We start from the raw sequence: 20,743 nt of genomic DNA, 5'->3' as shown, positions 1-20,743 counted from the left end.
AAGCCTTCACACCCACAGCGCTCACTTCGCCTACCCATTGCCCATCAGCTCCACTTGGGAAAGGCCCGACGCATCCTCATGGGGAACAAGGGGAACTCAATGTCGTTCATCGGCCGTGACATGGCTATTGACCTCGGGACTGCCAACACGCTGGTGTACGTCAGAGGTCGCGGAATCGTCCTCAACGAGCCGTCGGTCGTCGCCATCAACACCAACACCGGGGGCATTCTCGCCGTCGGTGCCGAAGCCAAGAAGATGATCGGTCGTACGCCGGGCAACATCGTTGCCGTGCGGCCGCTGAAGGACGGCGTGATCGCCGACTTCGAGATCACCGAGCGGATGCTCAGGTACTTCATCCTGAAGATCCACAAGCGCCGCTACCTGGCCCGTCCGCGGGTCGTCGTCTGTGTGCCTTCGGGCATCACCGGCGTCGAGCGCCGCGCCGTCATCGAGGCGTCCACGCAGGCCGGCGCCCGCCAGGTGCACATCATCGAAGAGCCGATGGCCGCGGCCATCGGCTCGGGACTGCCGGTCCACGAGGCCACCGGGAACATGGTCGTGGACATCGGTGGCGGCACCACCGAGGTCGCCGTGATCTCGCTGGGAGGAATCGTCACCGCTCAGTCGATCCGCGTCGCGGGCGACGAGCTGGACAACGCGATCATCCAGCACATCAAGAAGGAGTACTCCCTCCTGCTCGGTGAAAGGACCGCGGAACAGATCAAGATCACGATCGGCTCGGCGTTCGACCTGGAGAAGGACGAACACACCGAGATCCGCGGCCGCGACCTGGTCTCGGGCCTGCCGAAGACCGTGGTCATCTCGGCGGCCGAGGTCCGCAAGGCCATCGAGGAACCGGTCAACGCGATCGTCGACGCGGTCAAGACCACGCTCGACAAGTGCCCGCCGGAGCTCTCCGGCGATGTCATGGACCGGGGCATCGTCCTCACCGGCGGCGGCGCACTGCTCCGCGGCCTGGACGAACGGCTGCGCCACGAGACCGGAATGCCGATCCATATCGCTGAGGACCCGCTGGACTCGGTCGCGCTCGGCTCCGGCAAGTGCGTGGAGGAGTTCGAGGCGCTCCAGCAGGTACTGGACGCCCAGCCTCGGCGCTAGCCGGGCACCGGGCGGAACACGCCGTTCCGCCGTCACCGGGTGCGTCCGCCCGGTACGGCGGAACGTTGATATACACAAACGCATAGGAATTTTCGACGAGGAAGGCACGGCCTCCGCACGTGAGGGACACACGAGAGAGCCGGCTGCTCCTGGTGCTGCTGATCGTCATCGCGTTCGCGCTGATCACGGTGGACATCCGCGGCGGTGAGGCGTCACCGGTGGACGGCGCCCGTAGAGCCGCCGCCACCGTCCTCGGACCGGTCGAGAACGGCGTCGCGAACGTCGTGAACCCGGTGGGCAACGCGATCGGCGCAGTACGGGACTCCGGCGACCGCCACGCTCGCATCGCCGCGCTGGAGCGGGACAACGCCGCTCTGAAGCAGCGACTCGGCAGCACCGACCGCAACCGCAGCCGGGTCCGCCAGCTCGACGCCATGCTCAAGACCGCGGCCGCCGGCCAGTACGGCATCAAGGGCGCCGAGGTCATCGCGGTCGGAGCGGCCCAGGGCTTCTCCTGGACGATCACGATCGACGCCGGATCCGACGACGGCATAATGCGCGACATGACGGTGCTCAACGGCGCGGGGCTCGTCGGCCGGGTCACCACCGTCGGACCGCACACGGCGACCGTACTGCTCGCCAACGACCCCGACTTCACCGTCGGCACCCGCATGGAGAACACCGACGAAATCGGCTTCGCCACCGGTCGCGGCGACCGTCCGCTCGCCGTCCAGCTCCTCAACGGCAAGGCCCAGGTGAAGAAGGGCGACCGGCTGGTCACGTTCGGCTCCAGCAACGACAAGCCGTTCGTACCGGGCGTCCCGGTCGGCCAGGTCGTCAAGGTCGATCCCTCGCGCGGTGACCTGACCCGGACCGTCTCCGTCCGTCCGTTCGTCTCGTTCACCAAGCTGGACCTGGTCGGCGTCGTGGTCGAACCGCCGCGCGAGGACCCGCGCGACACCGTGCTGCCCGCCAAACCCGCGAAGCCGAAGCCGGCCCCCACGGTCACCGTCACCGTCACCCCGTCGGCGGACACCGGCGCCGGCACCGATGCCACCACCGATGCCGGTGCCGGTACCGACGCGGGCAGTGACCCCAACGCCGACCCGAACGCCGACCCCAATGCCAACACCCCCCAGTAGCAGGAGCTGATTCGCATGCGCCTCAACCGGATGCTGCTTTCGGCCACGCTGGTGGTCGTCGCCCTGGTCGTCCAGGTGAGCGTGCTCGCCCGACTCCAACTTCCCGGCGCCGTACCGGACCTGCTGCTGCTCACGGTGGTCGCCCTCGCGCTGGTCTACGGCCATCTGGCCGGCGCGTTCATCGGCTTCGGCGCGGGACTGCTCGCCGATCTCGCCCCGCCCGCCGACCACGCCGCCGGACGGTACGCCCTGGTGCTCTGCGTCGTCGGCTATGCCGTCGGGCTCGCCCGACCGGAGAACGGCCGCATCAGGTCCGTCGTCGGACCGATGATCGTGGTGGTGGCCGCGGCGATCGGCTCCACCCTGCTGTACGCCGGGGTCGGTTCGCTGGTCGGCGACACCGCCGCTCGCCATGTGGGCCTCGCCGGTCTGCTGTTCAGCGCGGCCGTGTACGACCTGCTGCTCGCGCCGTTCACCGTCCCGTTCATCATGGCGCTGGCCAGACGCACCGACAACGATCCGCTCGCCGATGCCCAGGGCGGCGGTGGTGCGGGCGATGTCGCGACCGGATGGCTGGCCACCGGCACCGGACTGCAGATCGGGAACCAGCGTGGCGGTCTGCGGTTGCGGGCGGCACGGTCACGGGCGAACAAGGCAGGACGCATCAAGGGGGTCAAACGACTGTGACGCGGCGCCACCCCGGGGACCCCCGTACCCCCAGCCGGGCAACCCCGATCCGGAGCACGCAGAACCGTGCAACCCAGAGCCGGAGCACGCAGTGAGCAATATTCCCGAGACCGGTCGCACCTCACGGGTGCAGATCCGGCTCGTCGTCATCCAGATCCTCGTCTTCTCCCTGCTGCTCACCCTCGGCGGCCGGCTCTGGTACCTGCAGATCCGCAACGGCGACGAATACACCGCCGAAGCCAAGAACAACCACGTCCAGCAGGTCGTCCAGCCCGCCGTGCGCGGCTCCATCCTCGACGCACGCGGTGTGCCGCTCGCCGACAACGAGACCCGGCTCGTGGTCTCCGCCAACCGCACCAAGCTGCTGAAGATGGCGGACGACGGCAAGGCCGTCCTCACCCGCCTCGCAGGCGTACTGAGCATGAAGCCCGCCGACGTCATCGCGAAGGTCAGGCTCTGCGACGCGAAGACGCCCAAGCCCTGCTGGAACGGGTCGCCCTACCAGCCGATCCCGGTCACCGAGGACGCCACCACCCAGCAGGCCCTCCAGATCCGCGAGCGCAGCGAGGACTTCCCCGGCATCACCGCCGAACCCACCGCCGTACGCAGCTACCCCGGCCCCGGCGGCGTCAACGCCGCGCAGGTGCTCGGCTACCTCGGCCCGGTCACCGACAACGAGGTGGCCAAGTCGGAGAAGACCGACAACCCGCTGCTCCGCTCCGACCAGGTCGGCCGAGCCGGCCTGGAGTCGACGTACGACCAGCAGCTGCGCGGTAAGTCGGGTGTCACCCGATACGAGGTGGACAACCTCGGCCGGGTCATCGGCAAGGCCGGCGACACCCCCGCGAAGCCCGGTAGCTCCCTCGTCACCAGCATCGACTCGCGGATCCAGGCGATCACCGAGAAGGAACTGGTGACGGCCATGAAGAACCTCCGCAAGACCTACGACTCGGTGACCCACAGCAACTACAAGGCCGACTCCGGTGCGGCCGTGGTGATGGACGTGCACACCGGCCGGATCATCGCGATGGCCAGCGCCCCGACCTACGACCCCAACGTCTGGAGCGGTGGCATCTCCGCCAAGGACTACGCCAAGCTCACCAAAACCTCGTCCAACTACCCGCTGCTGAACCGGGCCATCCAGGGGCAGTCGGCGCCCGGCTCGACCTTCAAGGTCATCTCCACCAGTGCGGCGGTCAACGCCGGATACGCGCCCGACGGCGGCTACCCGTGTACCTCGTCGATGTCCATCGGCAACCGGGTCTTCAAGAACTTCGAGGGCGAGAGCTTCGGCGACATCAGCCTGGGCAAGGCGCTCGAGGTCTCCTGCGACACGGTCTTCTACTACCTGGCCTACGACCAGTGGAAGAAGGACGGCGGCAACCACCCCAAGCACCCCAAGGACTGGTTCTTCAGGACGGCCCACCAGTTCGGGCTCGGCAAGAAGACCGGTATCGACCTGCCCGACGAGGTGTCCGGCCGCGTCCCGGACCGCGCCTGGAAGCAGGCCTACTGGGAGGCCAACAAGGACCTCTGGTGCAAGCAGGGCAAGAAGAACGGCAATTACGTCGAGCAGATCGAGTACGAGAACTGCACCGACGGCAACCAGGTGCGTGCCGGTGACTCCGTCAACTACGCCATCGGCCAGGGCGACACGCTCCTCACCCCCATCCAAGAGGCCGTGATGTACTCCGCCATCGCCAATGGCGGCACGATGTACCAGCCGAGCGTCGGCAAGGCGATCATCAGCGCCGACGGCAAGACGGTGCAGCCGATCAAGCCGACGGTCGCGGGCAAGCTGCCCGACACCAAGAAGACCGTCTCGTACATCGACAAGGCGCTGGAAGGCGTGGTCACCAGCGGAACCGCGGCCTGGCAGTTCGGCGGCTGGCCGCAGGACAAGATCGCACTGCATGCCAAGACCGGTACCGCGGAGGTCGCCGGCAAGCAGACCACGTCCTGGCTTTCGACCTACACCAAGGACTACGCGATCGTCATGACGATCTCCCAGGGCGGTACCGGATCCGGTGGTTCGGGTCCCGCGGTCCGCAAGATCTACCAGGCCATGTACGGCCTCGACGGCAAGGGCAAGCAGGACCTCAAGAAGGCGCTGCTGCCGAAGCCGCAGACCGCCCTGCCGAAGATCTCCAAGGACGGCACCATCGACGCTCCGACGGTCACCGCGAACAAGCCGGACTCGAAGCCGACGCCGCCCGCGAACGGTTCCGAGCCACTCGCCGCCACCACAGGCCGGAGGGACTGAAACCATGGGCGGTTTCTCCGTAGCCCGGTACGCGCCCACCGAGCAGGGCCTGTGGTCCAAGCTGACCGCCCGCGACTCGCTGGTACGCAGGCTCGACTGGCCGCTGCTGCTGTCGTCGCTGGCGCTGTCGTTCATCGGCGCACTGCTGGTCTACTCGGCCACCCGCGGACGTGACTCGCTCACCCACGGCGATCAGTACTACTTCCTGCTGCGCCACGCCATGAACACCGGCATCGGCTTCGGCCTGATGGTCGGCACCATCTGGCTCGGCCACCGCACCCTGCGCGGGGCGGTGCCGGTGCTCTTCGGGATCTCCGTGCTGCTGATCCTCGCCGTCCTCTCACCGCTCGGTCAGACGGTCAACGGTGCGCACGCCTGGATCGTCATCGGCGGTGGGTTCTCCCTGCAGCCCTCCGAGTTCACCAAGATCACCATCATCCTGGGGATGGCGATGATCCTCGCCTCCCGGGTCGACGCCGGGGACCAGGCGCACCCCGACCACCGCACGGTGGCCAAGTCGCTGGGCGTGGCCGTGATTCCGATACTGATCATCATGCTGATGCCGGACCTCGGCTCGGTCATGGTGATCGCGATGATCGTCCTCGGGGTGCTGCTGGCCTCCGGCGCGTCCAAACGCTGGGTCCTGGGGCTGCTCGGCGCGGGTGTGGTCGGCGCCATCGGCGTCTGGCAGGCCGGGCTGCTCGACCAATACCAGATCGCCCGGTTCGCCGCCTTCGCCAACCCCGCCCTGGACCCGGCCGGCGTCGGCTACAACACCAACCAGGCGCGGATCGCGATCGGCTCGGGCGGACTGACCGGCACCGGCCTCTTCCACGGCTCGCAGACCACCGGACAGTTCGTTCCCGAGCAGCAGACCGACTTCGTCTTCACCGTCGCGGGCGAGGAGCTGGGCTTCCTCGGCGCCGGACTCATCCTCGTCCTGCTGGGCATCGTGCTGTGGCGCGCCTGCCGGATCGCCCGGGAGACCACCGAGCTCTACGGCACCGTCGTCGCGGCCGGGATCATCGCCTGGTTCGCCTTCCAGGCCTTCGAGAACATCGGCATGACGCTCGGCATCATGCCGGTCGCCGGTCTGCCGCTGCCGTTCGTGTCGTACGGCGGATCGTCGATGTTCGCGGTCTGGATCGCGATCGGCTTGCTGCAGTCGATCCGGGTGCAGCGGCCGATAAGTGCCTGAGGTCCGTCCGAGGGCTGCCCGGCGCCCGGCATCGGGCAGTCGGCTGCCGGGGTAACCTGGACGGTCACCCCTGCCAGCCCAGCGAAAGTCGCCGAAGATGTCTGTCGAGTCGGTCTTCCCCCGCCTGGAAGCCCTCCTGCCGCACGTGCAGAAGCCCATCCAGTACGTGGGCGGAGAGCTCAACTCCACCGTGAAGGACTGGGAGTCCTGCGACGTCCGCTGGGCCCTGATGTACCCGGACGCGTACGAGGTCGGGCTCCCGAACCAGGGCGTCATGATCCTTTACGAGGTACTCAACGAGCGCGAGGGCGTCCTCGCCGAGCGCACCTACAGCGTCTGGCCGGACCTCGAAGAGCTGATGCGCGAGCACCATGTGCCGCAGTTCACCGTGGACGGACACCGCCCGGTCAAGGCGTTCGACGTCTTCGGGCTGAGCTTCTCCACCGAGCTCGGCTACACCAACATGCTCACCGCCCTGGACCTGGCGGGCATTCCGCTGGACTCCAAGGACCGCACCATCGACGACCCGATCGTCCTGGCCGGCGGCCACGCGGCCTTCAACCCCGAGCCGATCGCGGACTTCATCGACTGCGCGGTGATCGGCGACGGCGAGCAGGCCGTGCTGGAGATCACCGAGATCATCCGCGCGTGGAAGGCCGAGGGCCGCCCGGGCGGCCGTGACGAGGTGCTCTTCCGGCTGTCGCGGACCGGCGGCGTCTACGTCCCGCGTTTCTACGACGTCGAGTACCTGCCCGACGGCCGGATCGGCCGGGTCGTGCCGAACAGGTCCGGCGTGCCGTGGCGGGTCTCCAAGCACACCGTGATGGACCTCGACGAGTGGCCCTACCCCAAGCAGCCCCTCGTCCCGCTCGCCGAGACCGTGCACGAGCGGATGTCCGTGGAGATCTTCCGCGGCTGCACCCGCGGCTGCCGTTTCTGCCAGGCCGGCATGATCACGCGCCCCGTGCGGGAGCGAAGCATCACCGGCATCGGCGAGATGGTCGAGAAGGGGCTCAAGGCGACCGGCTTCGAAGAGGTCGGCCTGCTCTCCCTCTCCTCCGCGGACCACAGCGAGATCGGCGACATCGCCAAGGGCCTCGCCGACCGCTACACCGAGGACAAGGTCGGTCTGTCCCTGCCGTCCACCCGGGTCGACGCGTTCAACGTCGACCTGGCCAACGAGCTGACCCGTAACGGCCGCAGGTCCGGGCTGACCTTCGCCCCCGAGGGCGGGTCCGAGCGGCTGCGCAAGGTCATCAACAAGATGGTCTCGGAGGAGGACCTGATCCGTACGGTCTCCACCGCGTACGGCAACGGCTGGCGCCAGGTGAAGCTCTACTTCATGTGCGGCCTGCCCACCGAGACCGACGAGGACGTGCTGCAGATCGGCGACATGGCGGTCAACGTCATCGCCGAGGGGCGCCGGGTCTCCGGCCAGAACGACATCCGCTGCACCGTCTCCATCGGCGGCTTCGTCCCCAAGCCGCACACGCCGTTCCAGTGGGCCCCGCAGCTGTCCGCCGAGGAGACCGACGCCCGGCTGGCCAAGCTCCGCGACAAGCTCCGAGGCGACAAGAAGTACGGCCGCTCGATCGGCTTCCGCTACCACGACGGCAAGCCCGGCATCGTCGAGGGCCTGCTGTCGCGCGGTGACCGCCGGGTCGGTTCGGTCATCCGCGCGGTGTACGAGGGCGGCGGCCGTTTCGACGGCTGGCGCGAGTACTTCAGCTACGACCGCTGGATGAAGGCCGCCGAGCAGACGCTGCCGGACTTCGGCGTGGACGTCGACTGGTACACCACCCGGGAGCGCACCTACGAAGAGGTGCTGCCCTGGGACCACCTGGACTCCGGCCTCGACAAGGACTGGCTCTGGGAGGACTGGCAGGACTCGCTCGACGAGACCGAGGTCGAGGACTGCCGCTGGACGCCGTGCTTCGACTGCGGGGTGTGCCCGCAGATGGACACGTCCATCCAGATCGGCCCGACCGGCAAGAAGTTGCTGCCCTTGACGGTCAAGTAGCTCACGCTTGCCGCCCGGTCACGGAACCACGTGGCCGGGCAGCGTCGTCCGGGGGGACATGGTGGACCTGCAGAAAGCGCCGCAACCCGACCCGGAACGGGAGCCGACGGGCTGTCTGACCACGGTGATCAGGATCCCGGTGCGGATCGTGGTGCTGGTGGTGGTTCTGCCGCTGCGGCTGGTGTGGGACGCCCTCACCGCCTGCGGCCGGGCCGCCAGGCGCCTCACCGCCGGGGCGGGCCGACTGCTGTCCACGTACCTTCTGGTACCGCTCGGTTACGTGATCCGGTTCCTGGCCATGACCCTGTTCGTGTGGTCCTGGGTCGGCCTCTACCGGTATCTGCTGACCCCGCTGGGTCACGGCGTCGGCTGGCTGGCCCGGTATCTGGTCGCCGTACCAGCGGCCTGGCTGTACCGGTGGGTGCTGACCCCGTCGGGCCACGGCATCGGCGCACTGGGCCGCTGCTGCGGGGTCGTCCTGGGGTGGCTGGGCCGGGCGCTGCTCGTGTGGCCATCGGTGGGGCTGTGGCGGTTTGTGCTGGTTCCGTTGGTCCGGTACGGGATGGTGGTGCCGGCGGTGTGGGTGTACCGGCAGCTCCTCACCCCGGCCGGCCACGGACTGGCCCGGTTCATGCGCTGGACGGCGCGCGGTACCGGCCTGGTGCTCGCCGCCCTCGGCCGGTGGCTCCTCGTCGTACCGGCGGTCGCGCTGTGGCGGTTCGTGCTGACGCCCGTCGGTCGGGCCCTCCGCGTCGTGGGGCGCGAGGTCCTGGACGCCATCGGATTCGCCTGGCGTGTCGCCGGACACATCTCGCGGGCCGCCGGCCGCGCGCTGAAGTGGCTCGCCCGGAACCTCCTGGGGCGCCCGGCCCGCTGGGTGTGGCAGGGAGTCGTGGCTCCGGTGGCGAGCTGGGTGCACGGCCACATCCTGCGCCCGGCAGGACGGGCCGCGGCGGAGGCCGGTCGCAGCGCCCGCGCCGCGCTGCGCTCCGCGCGCGAAACCGTACGGCAGGTCCGGCGCGACGCCTGGCGCGCGATGGTCGGCGGAGCCCGTCCGAGCGAGGTACGGGAACCTGACGTGGCCGCGGCGCGTACTCTGGGTGTTACAACGACTGTCCCCGACGCGGCACCGGGACCCGAGATCTCCTTGCTGGGCGACAAAACCGCCGAGCCGGGGTGAGCCGGGTCCGGCGCCCCGGGAACCCGCCGTAGGGCGGCGCGCCCCCCGCGCCGGCCCCGCACCGAGGAGAAGAACCACTGGGCAAGCGACAGCCCGAAGGCCCGCCGCCCGCACCGGCGGTGCAGCGCATCCGACTGCGCTACACCAAGCGCGGCCGCCTCCGGTTCACCAGCCACCGCGACTTCCAGCGCGCGTTCGAGCGCGCCCTGCGCCGGGCAGAGGTGCCCATGGCGTACTCGGCAGGTTTCACACCGCACCCGAAGGTCTCGTACGCCAATGCCGCACCCACCGGCACCGGCAGCGAGGCCGAGTTCCTGGAGATCGCCCTCGCCGAGAAGCGCGATCCCGAGACACTGCGACTGCTTCTCGACCAGGCACTGCCGGACGGCCTGGACATCACCGACGCCGTCGAGGCACGGACCTCCGCTCTCGCCGACCGGCTGACCGGGTCCGTATGGGAGATGCGGCTGGACGGTGTCGCGCTCGACACCGCCGGGCAGGCCGTGGCGGCGTTCCTGGCAGCCGGGGCCGTCGAGGTCCAGCGCAAGACCAAGAGCGGCGTCAGAACCTTCGACGCCCGCGCCGCGGTGGCCGACCTGCAGGCTGTGCGTCCGGCGTCCGATAGGCCGGGGGGTGTGCCCTGTGCGATACTGCGGCTGGTTGTACGGCACGTGACACCTGCCGTCCGGCCCGACGACGTCCTGTCCGGTCTCCACGCTGTGGCCGACCTGGCGCCGCCGGTCGCCGCATCGGTGACCAGGCTGGCGCAGGGGCTCTTCGACGAGGAGTCCGGAACGGTGACCGACCCGCTCGCGCCCGACCGCGAGGCAGCCCCGGCCGCTATCACTGTGGCCGCCGGGACGGCCTCCCCCTAGCTTCGCCAGGGGCCGCCGACGGCAGCAGTGCGGACGGTCCCGCCGCGCAAGGACAGTCGCCGCGTAAGGACAGTCGTTGCGCAGCCCTCGGATCCGGGAGCCACCTGGATCGGGCAGCGCACAGACCAGAAGACTTTCGCCAGGCCGTACGTACATCGCGTAGGGAACCGGCGAGCCAGACATCAGCTCCCGTGCGGCGCCCGCGCCCCGGACGAGCGGAACCGCGCTTCAGCCGCGGACCGTGCCGGACCGGAAACAGACGCGGCGCCCGGGAGCGTGACGGGAGAACCGCCCGCATGCCCCAGTCGAACGAATCCGTTACCAACGGAACCAACGGAACCAACGAGAACACCGGCGAGAACACCGGTCCCGGCGACACGCTTCCCGTGCGCCGCAGGCGCCGAGCGGCGTCGCGCCCCGCCGGGCCGCCGACCGGCGCGGAGAGCGCCGGCAAGGCGCCCGAGACCGTCGCGACCACCGTGGCGGAGACGGTGGCACCGGCCATACCGCCCACCGAGGGTGCCGCGCCGCCCACCGAGGTCGCCGCCGAGACGGCGCCGCCCGCCCGCCGCCGCGCCACCCGCAAGGCGACCGCACCGGCCGGCGCCCCGCAGGCCGAGGCCGTGACCGAGACCGGAGTGGGCGAGGCCACCGCACCGCAGGCCGAGACCCCGGCGCCCGCCCGGGCTCGCCGTCGTGCCACCCGTGGCACCACCGCGCCCGTCGCGGAGCCGCAGACCACCGAGGCCCCCGTGGCCGCTGCCGAGCCGGAGACCGTTGTGGCCGATGCACCCGCCGCCGACGAGCGTCCCGAGGCGCAGGACGCCGCCCCGCCGCGGGCCCGTCGCCGTGCCACCCGGAAGGCGACCGCGCCCGCGGGTGCGCCGAAGAGCGCCGAGGCGCCGGTGACGGACCGGGCCGAGAACGTACAGCCCGCTGCCGTCGAGCCGGACGCTGCTCCGGCCGGTCAGGCTGCAGAGGCGCAGGACGCCGCCCCGCCGCGGGCCCGCCGCCGTGCGACCCGTAGGGCGACCGCACCGGCCGCAGAGGCACCCGCGGTCGAGGCACCCGCCGCAGCGGCACCCGCTGCCGAGACGCAGGTCACCGAGGTGCAGAGCGCGGAGGCGCCCGCTGCCGAGGCGCCGCGCGGACGTGGTCGCCGTCGTGCCACCTCGCCCGCCGCCACGCCCCGCTCCGAGTCCGTACCGCCCGAGACCGCTCAGCCAGAGGCCACTCAGTCGGCTGCCGCCGCCGAGAGCCTGCCGGAGGCCGTCGCCGAGACGCTCGCCGAGGAGACCGAGGAGCGGGCCGAGGCCGCGCCGCGCGGACGTAAGCGCCGCAGGGCCGAATCCCCGCAGTTCACCGCCGTGGGCGAGAAGCAGACGGCGAAGCAGCCCGAGAAGAAGCCCGAGAAGAAGAGCGGCAAGGAGAAGGCGCCGGAGCCCGTCGAGCCCGCCGAGACCGGGCGTTCACGCCGCCGGTCGGCCCGCCCGGCCGTGGCCGTGTTCCAGGCACCGGTCTTCGCCGAGCCGATGTTCCAGACGCCGGAAACCGCTGCGGCCGCTGCCGCCGCCCGGCCCACCGAGCAGGCCGAAGCCGTGGACGAGGACGAGACCACGGAGCAGACCGCCACCGCGGACCGGACCGCCGAGTCCGCTCCGCAGGGCACCCGCGGCCGTCGTCGCCGTCGCCGGGGCGAGCCCGCCGAGGCCGAGAAGGCCGACCGGTCCGAAAGGGTGCCCGAGCCGGCCGCCGTACCCGCTGCCGAAGAGCCCGTCGAGGAAGAGCCCGAGGACGCACAGGCTGAGGACGCGCAGGCCGAGGAGTCCGACGAGTACGGCGACCGCCCGTCGCGCCGTCGCCGCCGGGGCGGCCGTCGCCGTCGCCGCGGCGAGGCCAACGACGCGGACGACGGCGCCGACGACGAGGCCGAGGACACCGAGGAAGCCGAAGCGCCCTCCGGGGCAGCAGCCGCTCCCGCCGCCGCGGAGAGCGAGGAGGAAGAGGACGACAACGGTCCGGCCGGCTCCAGCAGCAGCCGTCGCCGCCGTCGCAGGCGCCGTCGCAGCGGTGACGCGGGCACCGACGCCGATGCGGTCGCCGACGACCCGGAGCGTACGGTCGTCAAGGTCCGCGAGCCGCGCAAGAAGGAAGAGCGCGAGCCCGGTACCGGCTTCGACGAGGTGCAGTCCATCAAGGGCTCGACCCGTATGGAGGCGAAGAAGCAGCGCCGCCGCGAAGGCCGTGAGCAGGGCCGCCGCCGGGTGCCGATCATCACCGAGGCGGAGTTCCTGGCGCGCCGGGAGGCCGTCGAGCGGGTCATGGTCGTCCGCCAGTACGGCGAGCGCACCCAGATCGGTGTCCTCGAGGACAACGTGCTCGTGGAGCACTACGTCAACAAGGAACAGGCCACCAGCTACGTCGGCAACGTCTACCTGGGCAAGGTCCAGAACGTCCTGCCGTCGATGGAGGCCGCGTTCGTCGACATCGGCAAGGGCCGCAACGCCGTCCTGTACGCCGGTGAGGTGAACTTCGAGGCACTCGGCATGGCCCACGGGCCGCGCCGCATCGAGACCGCGCTCAAGTCCGGCCAGTCGGTGCTCGTCCAGGTCACCAAGGACCCCATCGGCCACAAGGGCGCCCGGCTGACCAGCCAGGTGTCGCTGCCCGGCCGCTACCTGGTCTACGTGCCCGAGGGGTCGATGACGGGCATCAGCCGCAAGCTGCCCGACACCGAGCGCTCCCGGCTGAAGACCATCCTCAAGAAGATCGTCCCCGAGGACGCGGGCGTCATCGTCCGCACCGCGGCGGAGGGCGCCAGCGAAGACGAGCTGCGCCGCGACGTCGAGCGTCTGCAGGCGCAGTGGGAGGACATCCAGAAGAAGGCGAAGGGCAGCGGCAGCACCAACGCGCCGACGCTGCTCTACGGCGAGCCGGACATGACCGTCCGGGTCGTCCGCGACATCTTCAACGAGGACTTCTCGAAGGTCATCGTCAGCGGTGACGACGCCTGGGACACCATCCACGGCTACGTCGCCCACGTCGCCCCCGACCTGACCGACCGGCTCTCCCGCTGGACCTCCGAGGTCGACGTCTTCGCGACGTACCGCATCGACGAGCAGCTGATGAAGGCGCTGGACCGGAAGGTCTATCTGCCGAGCGGCGGCTCGCTGGTGATCGACAAGACCGAGGCGATGGTCGTCGTCGACGTCAACACCGGGAAGTTCACCGGCCAGGGCGGCAACCTGGAAGAGACCGTCACCAAGAACAACCTGGAGGCGGCCGAGGAGATCGTCCGCCAGCTGCGGCTGCGCGACCTGGGCGGCATCGTCGTCGTCGACTTCATCGACATGGTGCTGGAGTCCAACCGGGACCTGGTGCTGCGGCGGCTGCTCGAATGCCTGGGCCGGGACCGTACGAAGCACCAGGTCGCCGAAGTCACCTCGCTTGGCCTGGTCCAGATGACCCGTAAGCGGGTCGGCCAGGGCCTCCTCGAATCCTTCTCCGAGACCTGCGTCCACTGCAACGGACGCGGCGTGATCGTGCACATGGAGCAGCCGACCTCGGCCGGCGGCGGTGGCGGCGGCAAGCGCGCCAAGAAGCGCGGCCGCGGCGGCCCGGCGACCGACGAGCACGACCACACGACCGAGCACGACCACGTGGACGAATTCGCCGAGCACGACGAGGCGCACGGCCACGAGCCGGAGGCCGCGCCGGCCGCCGCGACGGTGCCGGACGCCGTGGACTCCTTCGTGCCGGACGAGGAGCTGTACGGCAGCGCCGCCGAGGCGGAAGCGGCCGCGACCCGCACCCGTGGCCGCCGCCGCGCCACCCGCAAGGTGTCGGCCCCGGCCGGTGCCCCCCGGGAGGCGCAGCCCGAGCCGACCGCCGAGGCCCCGGCACCGGCCGCGGCCGAGCCGGTGACCGAGCAGCCCGAGCCCGCGCCGGAACCCGTTCCGGCAGAGCCCGCGCAGGAGGCCGCCCCGGCCCGTACCCGCCGCCGTGCCACCCGCAAGGCGACGGCCCCGGCCGGTGCCCCGAAGGTGTCTGACGAAGCCGCCGAGATCGTGGTCGCCGAGGCCCCGGCCCCGGTGGCCGAAGAGCCGGCCGCCGAGCCCCGGGCGGAAGCCCCCACGGCCGCCGCCGAGCCCGCACCCCCGCGGGCCCGCCGCCGCGCCACCCGCAAGGCCACCGCGCCCGCCGGATCTCCGGCCGGGTCGACCGAAGCGGCGGTCGTCGTGGTCGAGGCCGCTCCGGACGAGACCGCTCCGGACGAGACCCCCGCTCCGGCGGAGGCCGAGTCCGAGCCCGCGGCCCCGGCCAAGAAGACGGCCCCCCGCAAGGCCGCCAAGAAGGCACCGGCGAAGAAGGCGACCGCCAAGAAGGCAGCCGCCAAGACCACAGCGGCGAAGAAGACCACGGCCAAGAAGGCGACGGCCAAGAAGGCCTCGAAGAAGACCGTGGCCGCCGAGCAGGCGTCACCTGCGGGAACGTCCACGGACATCCCGCAGGACTGACCCGAGCCGCAGTAGTTCACCGTGGGCCCCGTCGATTCGACGGGGCCCACGGTGCATTCATGCCGTCACGGGGTGTTCCCGGCCGGACATCCCCTCTGCGCAGTAGCAGATTCTTCTTTTAATGCGCTCGAAATATGCTATGAAAACCCTGATAATGTGACGCCCATCGTTGCCTGTTGCCCACATTTTGCGCCGACTTCGATCACTGGTCGGTCGCTCGTGCGACAAGCCGATACACATCATTGCGTAAGTCATCCTTTGGGGAGAACTGGGTGATTTGCCCGATGAAGGCAGTAATAACGTCGGCCTTGTGTCGGGGGGTCAGCAGGGCTTCGTAAGACGTCCGCACACCTCAGAACCTGTGCCGCTCAGAGCTCTTGCGGTGTTCAAGGAGGACGTCCATGTCGAGTGTCAACAGGGAGCCGATCCCTGCGGCCCGGCCGGTCATCGGCGAGGAAGAGATCGACGCCGTCGTGCGCGTTCTGCGCAGTGGCCGGGTTGTGCAGGGTCCGGAGGTCGCCGCCTTCGAGGAGGGGTTCTCGGAGTTGGTGGCAGGACGGCACTGTGTCGCCGTCAACTCCGGCACGTCGGCGCTGCACCTGCTGCTGCTTGCCCTGGGCATCGGCCCCGGCGACGAGGTCATCGTCCCGTCGTTCTCCTTCGCGGCGTCCGCCAACGCGGTCCGCCTGACCGGGGCCGACGTCGTCTTCGCAGACATCGAGGCGGACAGCTTCTGTCTGGACCCGGCAGCCGTGGAAGCCGCGATCACACCGCGTACCGCGGCGATCATGCCGGTGCACCTGTACGGACACCCGGCCGCGATGGACCGGTTGATGCCGATCGCCGAGCAGCACGGCCTCGCTGTCGTCGAGGACGCCTGCCAGGCCCACACCGCGGCTCTGCACGGCACGCCGGTGGGCGCGTTCGGCTCCGGTGGCACCTTCAGCTTCTACCCGACCAAGAACATGCACGCCCTGGAGGGCGGCATGGTCACCACCGCCGACGCGGAGATCGCACGCACCTTGCGTCTGCTGCGGAACCAGGGCATGGAGCAGCGGTACGCCAACGAGATCGTCGGCGCCAACATGCGGATGACGGACGTATCAGCGGCCGTCGGCCGCGTACAGCTCGGCAAGGTGCTCGACTGGACCGAGCAGCGCCGCGTCAACGCCGCCTACTTCGACCAGCACATCACGGCGTCGAACGTCACCGGCCCGCCGGTGGCAGCAGGCGCGCGTCACGCCTACCACCAGTACACCGTCCGTATCGAGGGCGACCGTGATGCCGCGATGCGGCAGCTGGCCGAGGCGGGTATCGGCAACGCCGTGTACTACCCGACCCCCATCCACCGGCTGAAGCCCTACTGGGAGCCGGACCAGAAGGCAGGCCGTCACTGGGAGCTGCCGGAGACCGAGCGGGCGGCCGCCGAGGTCGTCTCGCTGCCGGTGCACCCTTCGCTCACCGCGGAGGACCTGGAACGCATCGTCGTCGCCGTGAACGAGCTGGGGGAGAAGCAGTGACCGCAGGACTCAGAGCCGGACTGATCGGGCTGGGCTCGATGGGCCGCAATCACGCGCGTGTGCTGGCCGCCCTCGACAACGTCCGCCTCGTCGGCGTCGTCGACCCGATGGGCGACACGAACGGCTGGGCGCAGGGCGCCCCGGTGCTCTCCACCGTCGAGGAACTCATCGCGCTCGGCATCGACTACGCCGTTGTCGCCTGCCCCACCGCACTGCACGAAGAAGTCGGCCTGCAACTCGCCGACGCAGGGATCTGCGCACTGATCGAGAAGCCGCTCGCCGACACCGTCGAGGGGGCCCGCCGTCTGGTCGAGGCCTTCGAATCGCGGGGCCTGGTGGCCGGTGTGGGCCACATCGAACGCTGCAACCCGGCGCTGCGCTCGCTGCGTACGCGGCTCGAGGCCGGCGAGCTCGGTGAGGTTTTCCAGGTGGTCACCCGTCGGCAGGGTCCCTTCCCGCACCGAATAGCCGACGTGGGAGTGGTCAAGGACCTCGCCACCCACGACATCGACCTGACGGGCTGGGTGACCGGCCGGCATTACGAATCGATCGCCGCCCACACCGTCCACAAGAGCGGCCGCGCACACGAGGACATGGTCTCGGTGGCCGGCCGGCTCACCGACGGCACCATGGTCAACCACCTGGTCAACTGGCTCAGCCCGTTGAAGGAGCGCTTCACCTCGGTCACCGGTGAGCGCGGCAGCTTCATCGCCGACACCCTCACCGCAGACCTGACCTTCCACTCGAACGCGGCGGTGGCCACCGAGTGGGAGGCGCTGCGGGCGTTCCGCGGCGTGTCGGAGGGCGACATGGTCCGGTACGCCATACCCAAGCGCGAGCCGCTGCTGGTCGAACACGAGCTGTTCCGGGACGCCGTGCTGGGCACCTCCCAGGACATCTGCACACTGCGGGACGGGCTTCGTGCGGTGGAGGTGGCCGCCGCAGTGCTCGAGTCCGCCGCGAGCGGGCAGACCGTCACCATCAAAACGGAGGAACTCGCGGCTCATGGGGCCTGACAACATCACGGCGCTGCGGAGCGGCAGTCGTGGCCGGATCGTCATGCTGGTCGACAACGGCGTGAACGGTGATTCCCGGGTACAGAAGGAAGCACGCTCTGCAGCCGAGGCCGGCTGGGACGTGGTGTTGCTGGGAAAGTCGCCCAACAAGCGTGAGCAGAACTGGCAGATCGGTGGAGCGGAAGTCCGGCTGCTGCCCGTGCCCCAACCGATGCACCGGCGTCGGCATGAGTATCGCAGGGCAGTGTTGCGCTCCCCGCTGGCCTACCGGCCGGGCCCCCTCGCTGCCTATCGAAGGCAGAAGATGAAGGCCTGGCGCGCAGACCTGAATATCAGGCTCATCGAGGCGACAGCCACAGGCTCGGCAACCACGAAAGCGAAGCTGGTGGTGCCACGGCTCAGTGCCAAGGTGCTCAGCCGATGGGTCGAGCTGCGGTTCCGGAAGACGAGCGCTCTGGAGCAGCGCCGTCGGCGGATGGATTCCCCGCTCGACCGCTTCACCACGGCTATGTGGCAGCGCTTGATGGGCGGGAGGGCCTGGCGGAAGCTCGACCCGTATCTGCTCGATCTCGAGTTGGCGTACGGCAAGGTGATCGACGAGCTCAAGCCCGATCTCATCCACGCCAATGACTTCCGCATGCTCGGCGTCGGAGCCCGGGCGACGCTGCGGGCGAGGGCGGGGAAGCGTGACGTCAAGCTCGTCTGGGACGCGCACGAGTACCTGCCGGGCATCAAGCCGTGGAATTCGCACCCGCGATGGCACGTCGCGCAGTGCCTCCACGAGTTGGAGTACTCGAAGTACGCCGATGCTGTGACGACCGTTTCCGCGACGCTGGCAGACATGCTGGTGGAGCGGCACGGGCTCAAAAAGACGCCGGACGTGATTCTCAATGCCCCTGACGGGGAGGTTTCGCGCGAGCATGCCGACGAGCCGGTACCTGATCTGCGGGAACTGTGCGGCATCGGCGCCGACGTCCCGCTTTCCGTGTACAGCGGTGCCGCGGCCACCCAGCGCGGGCTCGACATCATGGTCGAGTCGCTTCCCCGGCTCCCGGGCGTGCACGTAGCGTTCGTCGTGCTGCGGCCGACATCGGCATACATGAACGGCCTTGCGGAACGCGCCGAGGAACTGGGTGTGGCCGATCGGGTGCACATCCTTCCCTACGTTCCGCACTACCAGGTTGTCCCCTTCCTGGCGGCAGCGAATGTCGGGGTTATCCCGATTCACCATTGGCCGAACCATGAAATCGCCCTTATCACGAAGTTCTTCGAGTACTCGCATGCGCGACTGCCCTTTGTGGTGAGCGATGTCAAAACGATGGGTGACATGGTTGCGAAGACAGGGCAGGGCGAGGTCTTCAAAGCCGATGACGTCGAGGACTACGTCCGCGCGGTGAAGGCAGTACTGAAGGAACCGAAGGCTTATCGCGCGGCCTACGACGTTCCCGGGTTGCTGGAGCAGTGGACATGGAAAGCACAGGCGGAGGCGCTGGACCGCGTTTACCGGGCGCTGGTTCCCGGAGGCACGAGCGAGACCGTTGAGGACTCTGCCGAGGTGATGGCATGAGCAGCAGGTCCGATGTTCCCGATGTCACCGTCGTTGTTGCCGTCTACAACACGATGCCCTATCTCACCGAGTGCTTGAACTCGCTCGTGGGGCAGACGATCGGCCGGGGCCGGCTCGAGGTCGTGGCGGTTGATGACGGTTCGACGGACGGAAGCGGGCCCGAACTCGACCGCTTCGCCGCGGACTACCCGGACACCGTCAAGGTGATCAGGCAGCCGAATTCCGGAGGCCCCGCCGCGCCGAGCAACAGGGCGCTCGATGTGGCAACGGGCCGGTATGTGTACTTCATCGGCTCCGACGACTACCTGGGCGAGGAAGCGCTGGAGCGGATGGTGGCCTGCGCGGACGAGCACGGGTCCGACGTCGTGGTCGGGAAGATGATCGGGACCAACGGCCGTTACGTACGCCAGTCGCTCTACAAGGCCAACGACCCGGACATCAGCCTCTACGGTCCTGAACTGCCCTTCGCGCTGGCCAATACCAAGCTTTTCCGCCGCGAGCTGGTGGAGAAGTACGATCTTCGCTTCCCCAAGGATCTCCCGGTCGGCAGCGATCAGCCGTTCACCATCGAGGCGTGCGTGCGCGCCCGCAAGATATCCGTGATCGCTGACTACACCTGCTATTACGCGGTGAAGCGCGGCGACGCCAGCAACATCACCTATCGTGCGAATCATCTTGCTCGGCTCCGCTGCGCTTCCGAGATCATGAAGCGCGCCGCCGATCTGATCGGGCCGGGCCCGGATCGGGATGCCCTGTTCAAGCGCCACTTCACCTGGGAGCTCTCCAAGCTCATCCAGGACGACTTCCTCCGCCTGGACAAGCGGACACAGGACGAGGTGTGCGCGGGAATAGGCACACTGGCGGATGCTTACTTCACGGACGCTCTCAGCGACTCCATGGGTGTGAAGCGCCGGACGAGGCTGCGGCTCGCGCAGCGGGGGGCTCTTGATGAGCTCTGCCGCGCGATCAAGGAGGAGGCCGAGTACGGCGCCCCGCCCTTCTACCTTGAGGAAGGCCGTGCCTTCGCGCGCTATCCGGGTTTTCGGGACGGCGAGTCAGGACTGCCCGACCGTTGCTTCGAGGTCCTTGGCGAAGTAGTGGCGGGCCGCCTTGCGGCCGGTACCGAGCTGGTCTCCTCGGACTGGCAGCAGGACGGCGAGAAACTCTGGCTTGACCTGGCGATACGGATCGGGGTCGTCGGCGATACCGCTTCGGCTGTCGTCCGCCTCGCTCACGGTGCCATGCCGGACAGCGCGGACAAGGCCCGCGCACGAAAACTGCCGACGACGTACCAAGCACCCCCTGCGCCGGGTGAGTTCCAACGCGAAACCGCGCCTGACGGGCGCGGGACGATCCTGCGAGCCAGGATCCCCATCGAACGTACGACCGCCAAATCCGGAGTCCGTGCCTATGTGGACATCGCCGGCGCGACGTACGAAATACCGGTGCGTGGCAAGGATCTCCCCATGCCGTTGGCGCGCCGCTGGGGAACCGAGAGCCCCTACAAGGTCGCCGCACACGTGAACTCGAAGGGCCGCATGGTGGTCAACACCGAACCGCTCTTTCCGCCCAAGGTCTCCCTGGGAACGCGACTGCGGTCCCGGCTGACCGGTGCCCAGCCCGCGAAGAGGAAGTAACC

Annotated in this window: 13 protein-coding genes; all 13 read left to right on the top strand. The window is 69.5% G+C overall.

Annotated features, from left to right (window positions below):
* The first annotated feature begins 99 nt into the window (after positions 1 to 99).
* On the top strand, positions 100 to 1,119 hold the full coding sequence (locus tag AB0436_RS03915; RefSeq protein ID WP_164261203.1) for a rod shape-determining protein: 1,020 nt from the start codon (positions 100 to 102) through the stop codon (positions 1,117 to 1,119).
* Positions 1,120 to 1,238: 119 nt separating this feature from the next.
* Positions 1,239 to 2,261: a rod shape-determining protein MreC gene (gene mreC / locus AB0436_RS03910; protein WP_366466047.1), complete on the top strand. Its 1,023-nt coding sequence runs from the start codon at positions 1,239 to 1,241 to the stop codon at positions 2,259 to 2,261.
* A 15-nt stretch (positions 2,262 to 2,276) separates the two neighbouring features.
* Positions 2,277 to 2,948 (top strand): rod shape-determining protein MreD, encoded by a 672-nt coding sequence (gene mreD, locus AB0436_RS03905; protein WP_365850254.1) that lies wholly within the window; start codon positions 2,277 to 2,279, stop codon positions 2,946 to 2,948.
* 91 nt (positions 2,949 to 3,039) lie between these two features.
* Complete coding sequence (gene mrdA / locus AB0436_RS03900; protein ID WP_366466046.1) at positions 3,040 to 5,211, top strand: penicillin-binding protein 2; 2,172 nt, start codon at positions 3,040 to 3,042, stop codon at positions 5,209 to 5,211.
* A 4-nt stretch (positions 5,212 to 5,215) separates the two neighbouring features.
* The gene (rodA, locus tag AB0436_RS03895) at positions 5,216 to 6,409 is read left to right on the top strand and encodes a rod shape-determining protein RodA (protein WP_366466045.1); all 1,194 of its coding nucleotides are present in this window, start codon (positions 5,216 to 5,218) and stop codon (positions 6,407 to 6,409) included.
* A gap of 97 nt (positions 6,410 to 6,506) precedes the next feature.
* Complete coding sequence (locus AB0436_RS03890) at positions 6,507 to 8,429, top strand: TIGR03960 family B12-binding radical SAM protein (protein ID WP_366466044.1); 1,923 nt, start codon at positions 6,507 to 6,509, stop codon at positions 8,427 to 8,429.
* 58 nt (positions 8,430 to 8,487) lie between these two features.
* Positions 8,488 to 9,609 carry a hypothetical protein gene (locus tag AB0436_RS03885; RefSeq protein ID WP_366466043.1) on the top strand — a complete coding sequence of 374 codons (1,122 nt, stop codon included), beginning with the start codon at positions 8,488 to 8,490 and terminating at the stop codon, positions 9,607 to 9,609.
* A gap of 119 nt (positions 9,610 to 9,728) precedes the next feature.
* Positions 9,729 to 10,484, top strand: a complete 756-nt coding sequence (locus AB0436_RS03880) for a TIGR03936 family radical SAM-associated protein (RefSeq protein ID WP_366466042.1) — start codon at positions 9,729 to 9,731, stop codon at positions 10,482 to 10,484.
* Positions 10,485 to 10,780: 296 nt separating this feature from the next.
* Complete coding sequence (locus tag AB0436_RS03875) at positions 10,781 to 15,001, top strand: Rne/Rng family ribonuclease (protein WP_366466041.1); 4,221 nt, start codon at positions 10,781 to 10,783, stop codon at positions 14,999 to 15,001.
* Positions 15,002 to 15,402: 401 nt separating this feature from the next.
* Positions 15,403 to 16,521, top strand: coding sequence for a DegT/DnrJ/EryC1/StrS family aminotransferase (locus AB0436_RS03870; protein ID WP_366466040.1), 1,119 nt, complete (start codon positions 15,403 to 15,405; stop codon positions 16,519 to 16,521).
* Entirely contained in the window at positions 16,518 to 17,537 is a 1,020-nt protein-coding gene (locus AB0436_RS03865; protein WP_366466039.1) for a Gfo/Idh/MocA family oxidoreductase, read from the top strand. The genes AB0436_RS03870 and AB0436_RS03865 overlap by 4 nt, the downstream gene beginning before the upstream one ends.
* On the top strand, positions 17,527 to 19,104 hold the full coding sequence (locus AB0436_RS03860) for a glycosyltransferase family 4 protein (RefSeq protein WP_366466037.1): 1,578 nt from the start codon (positions 17,527 to 17,529) through the stop codon (positions 19,102 to 19,104). Before AB0436_RS03865 ends, AB0436_RS03860 begins: the two co-directional genes overlap by 11 nt.
* The gene (locus AB0436_RS03855) at positions 19,101 to 20,741 is read left to right on the top strand and encodes a glycosyltransferase family 2 protein (RefSeq protein WP_366466036.1); all 1,641 of its coding nucleotides are present in this window, start codon (positions 19,101 to 19,103) and stop codon (positions 20,739 to 20,741) included. Before AB0436_RS03860 ends, AB0436_RS03855 begins: the two co-directional genes overlap by 4 nt.
* Positions 20,742 to 20,743: the final 2 nt, after the last annotated feature.

Source organism: Streptomyces sp. NPDC051322, assembly GCF_040689485.1.
Classification (GTDB): Bacteria; Actinomycetota; Actinomycetes; order Streptomycetales; family Streptomycetaceae; genus Streptomyces.
This window is presented reverse-complemented; position numbering and strand designations above follow the sequence as displayed.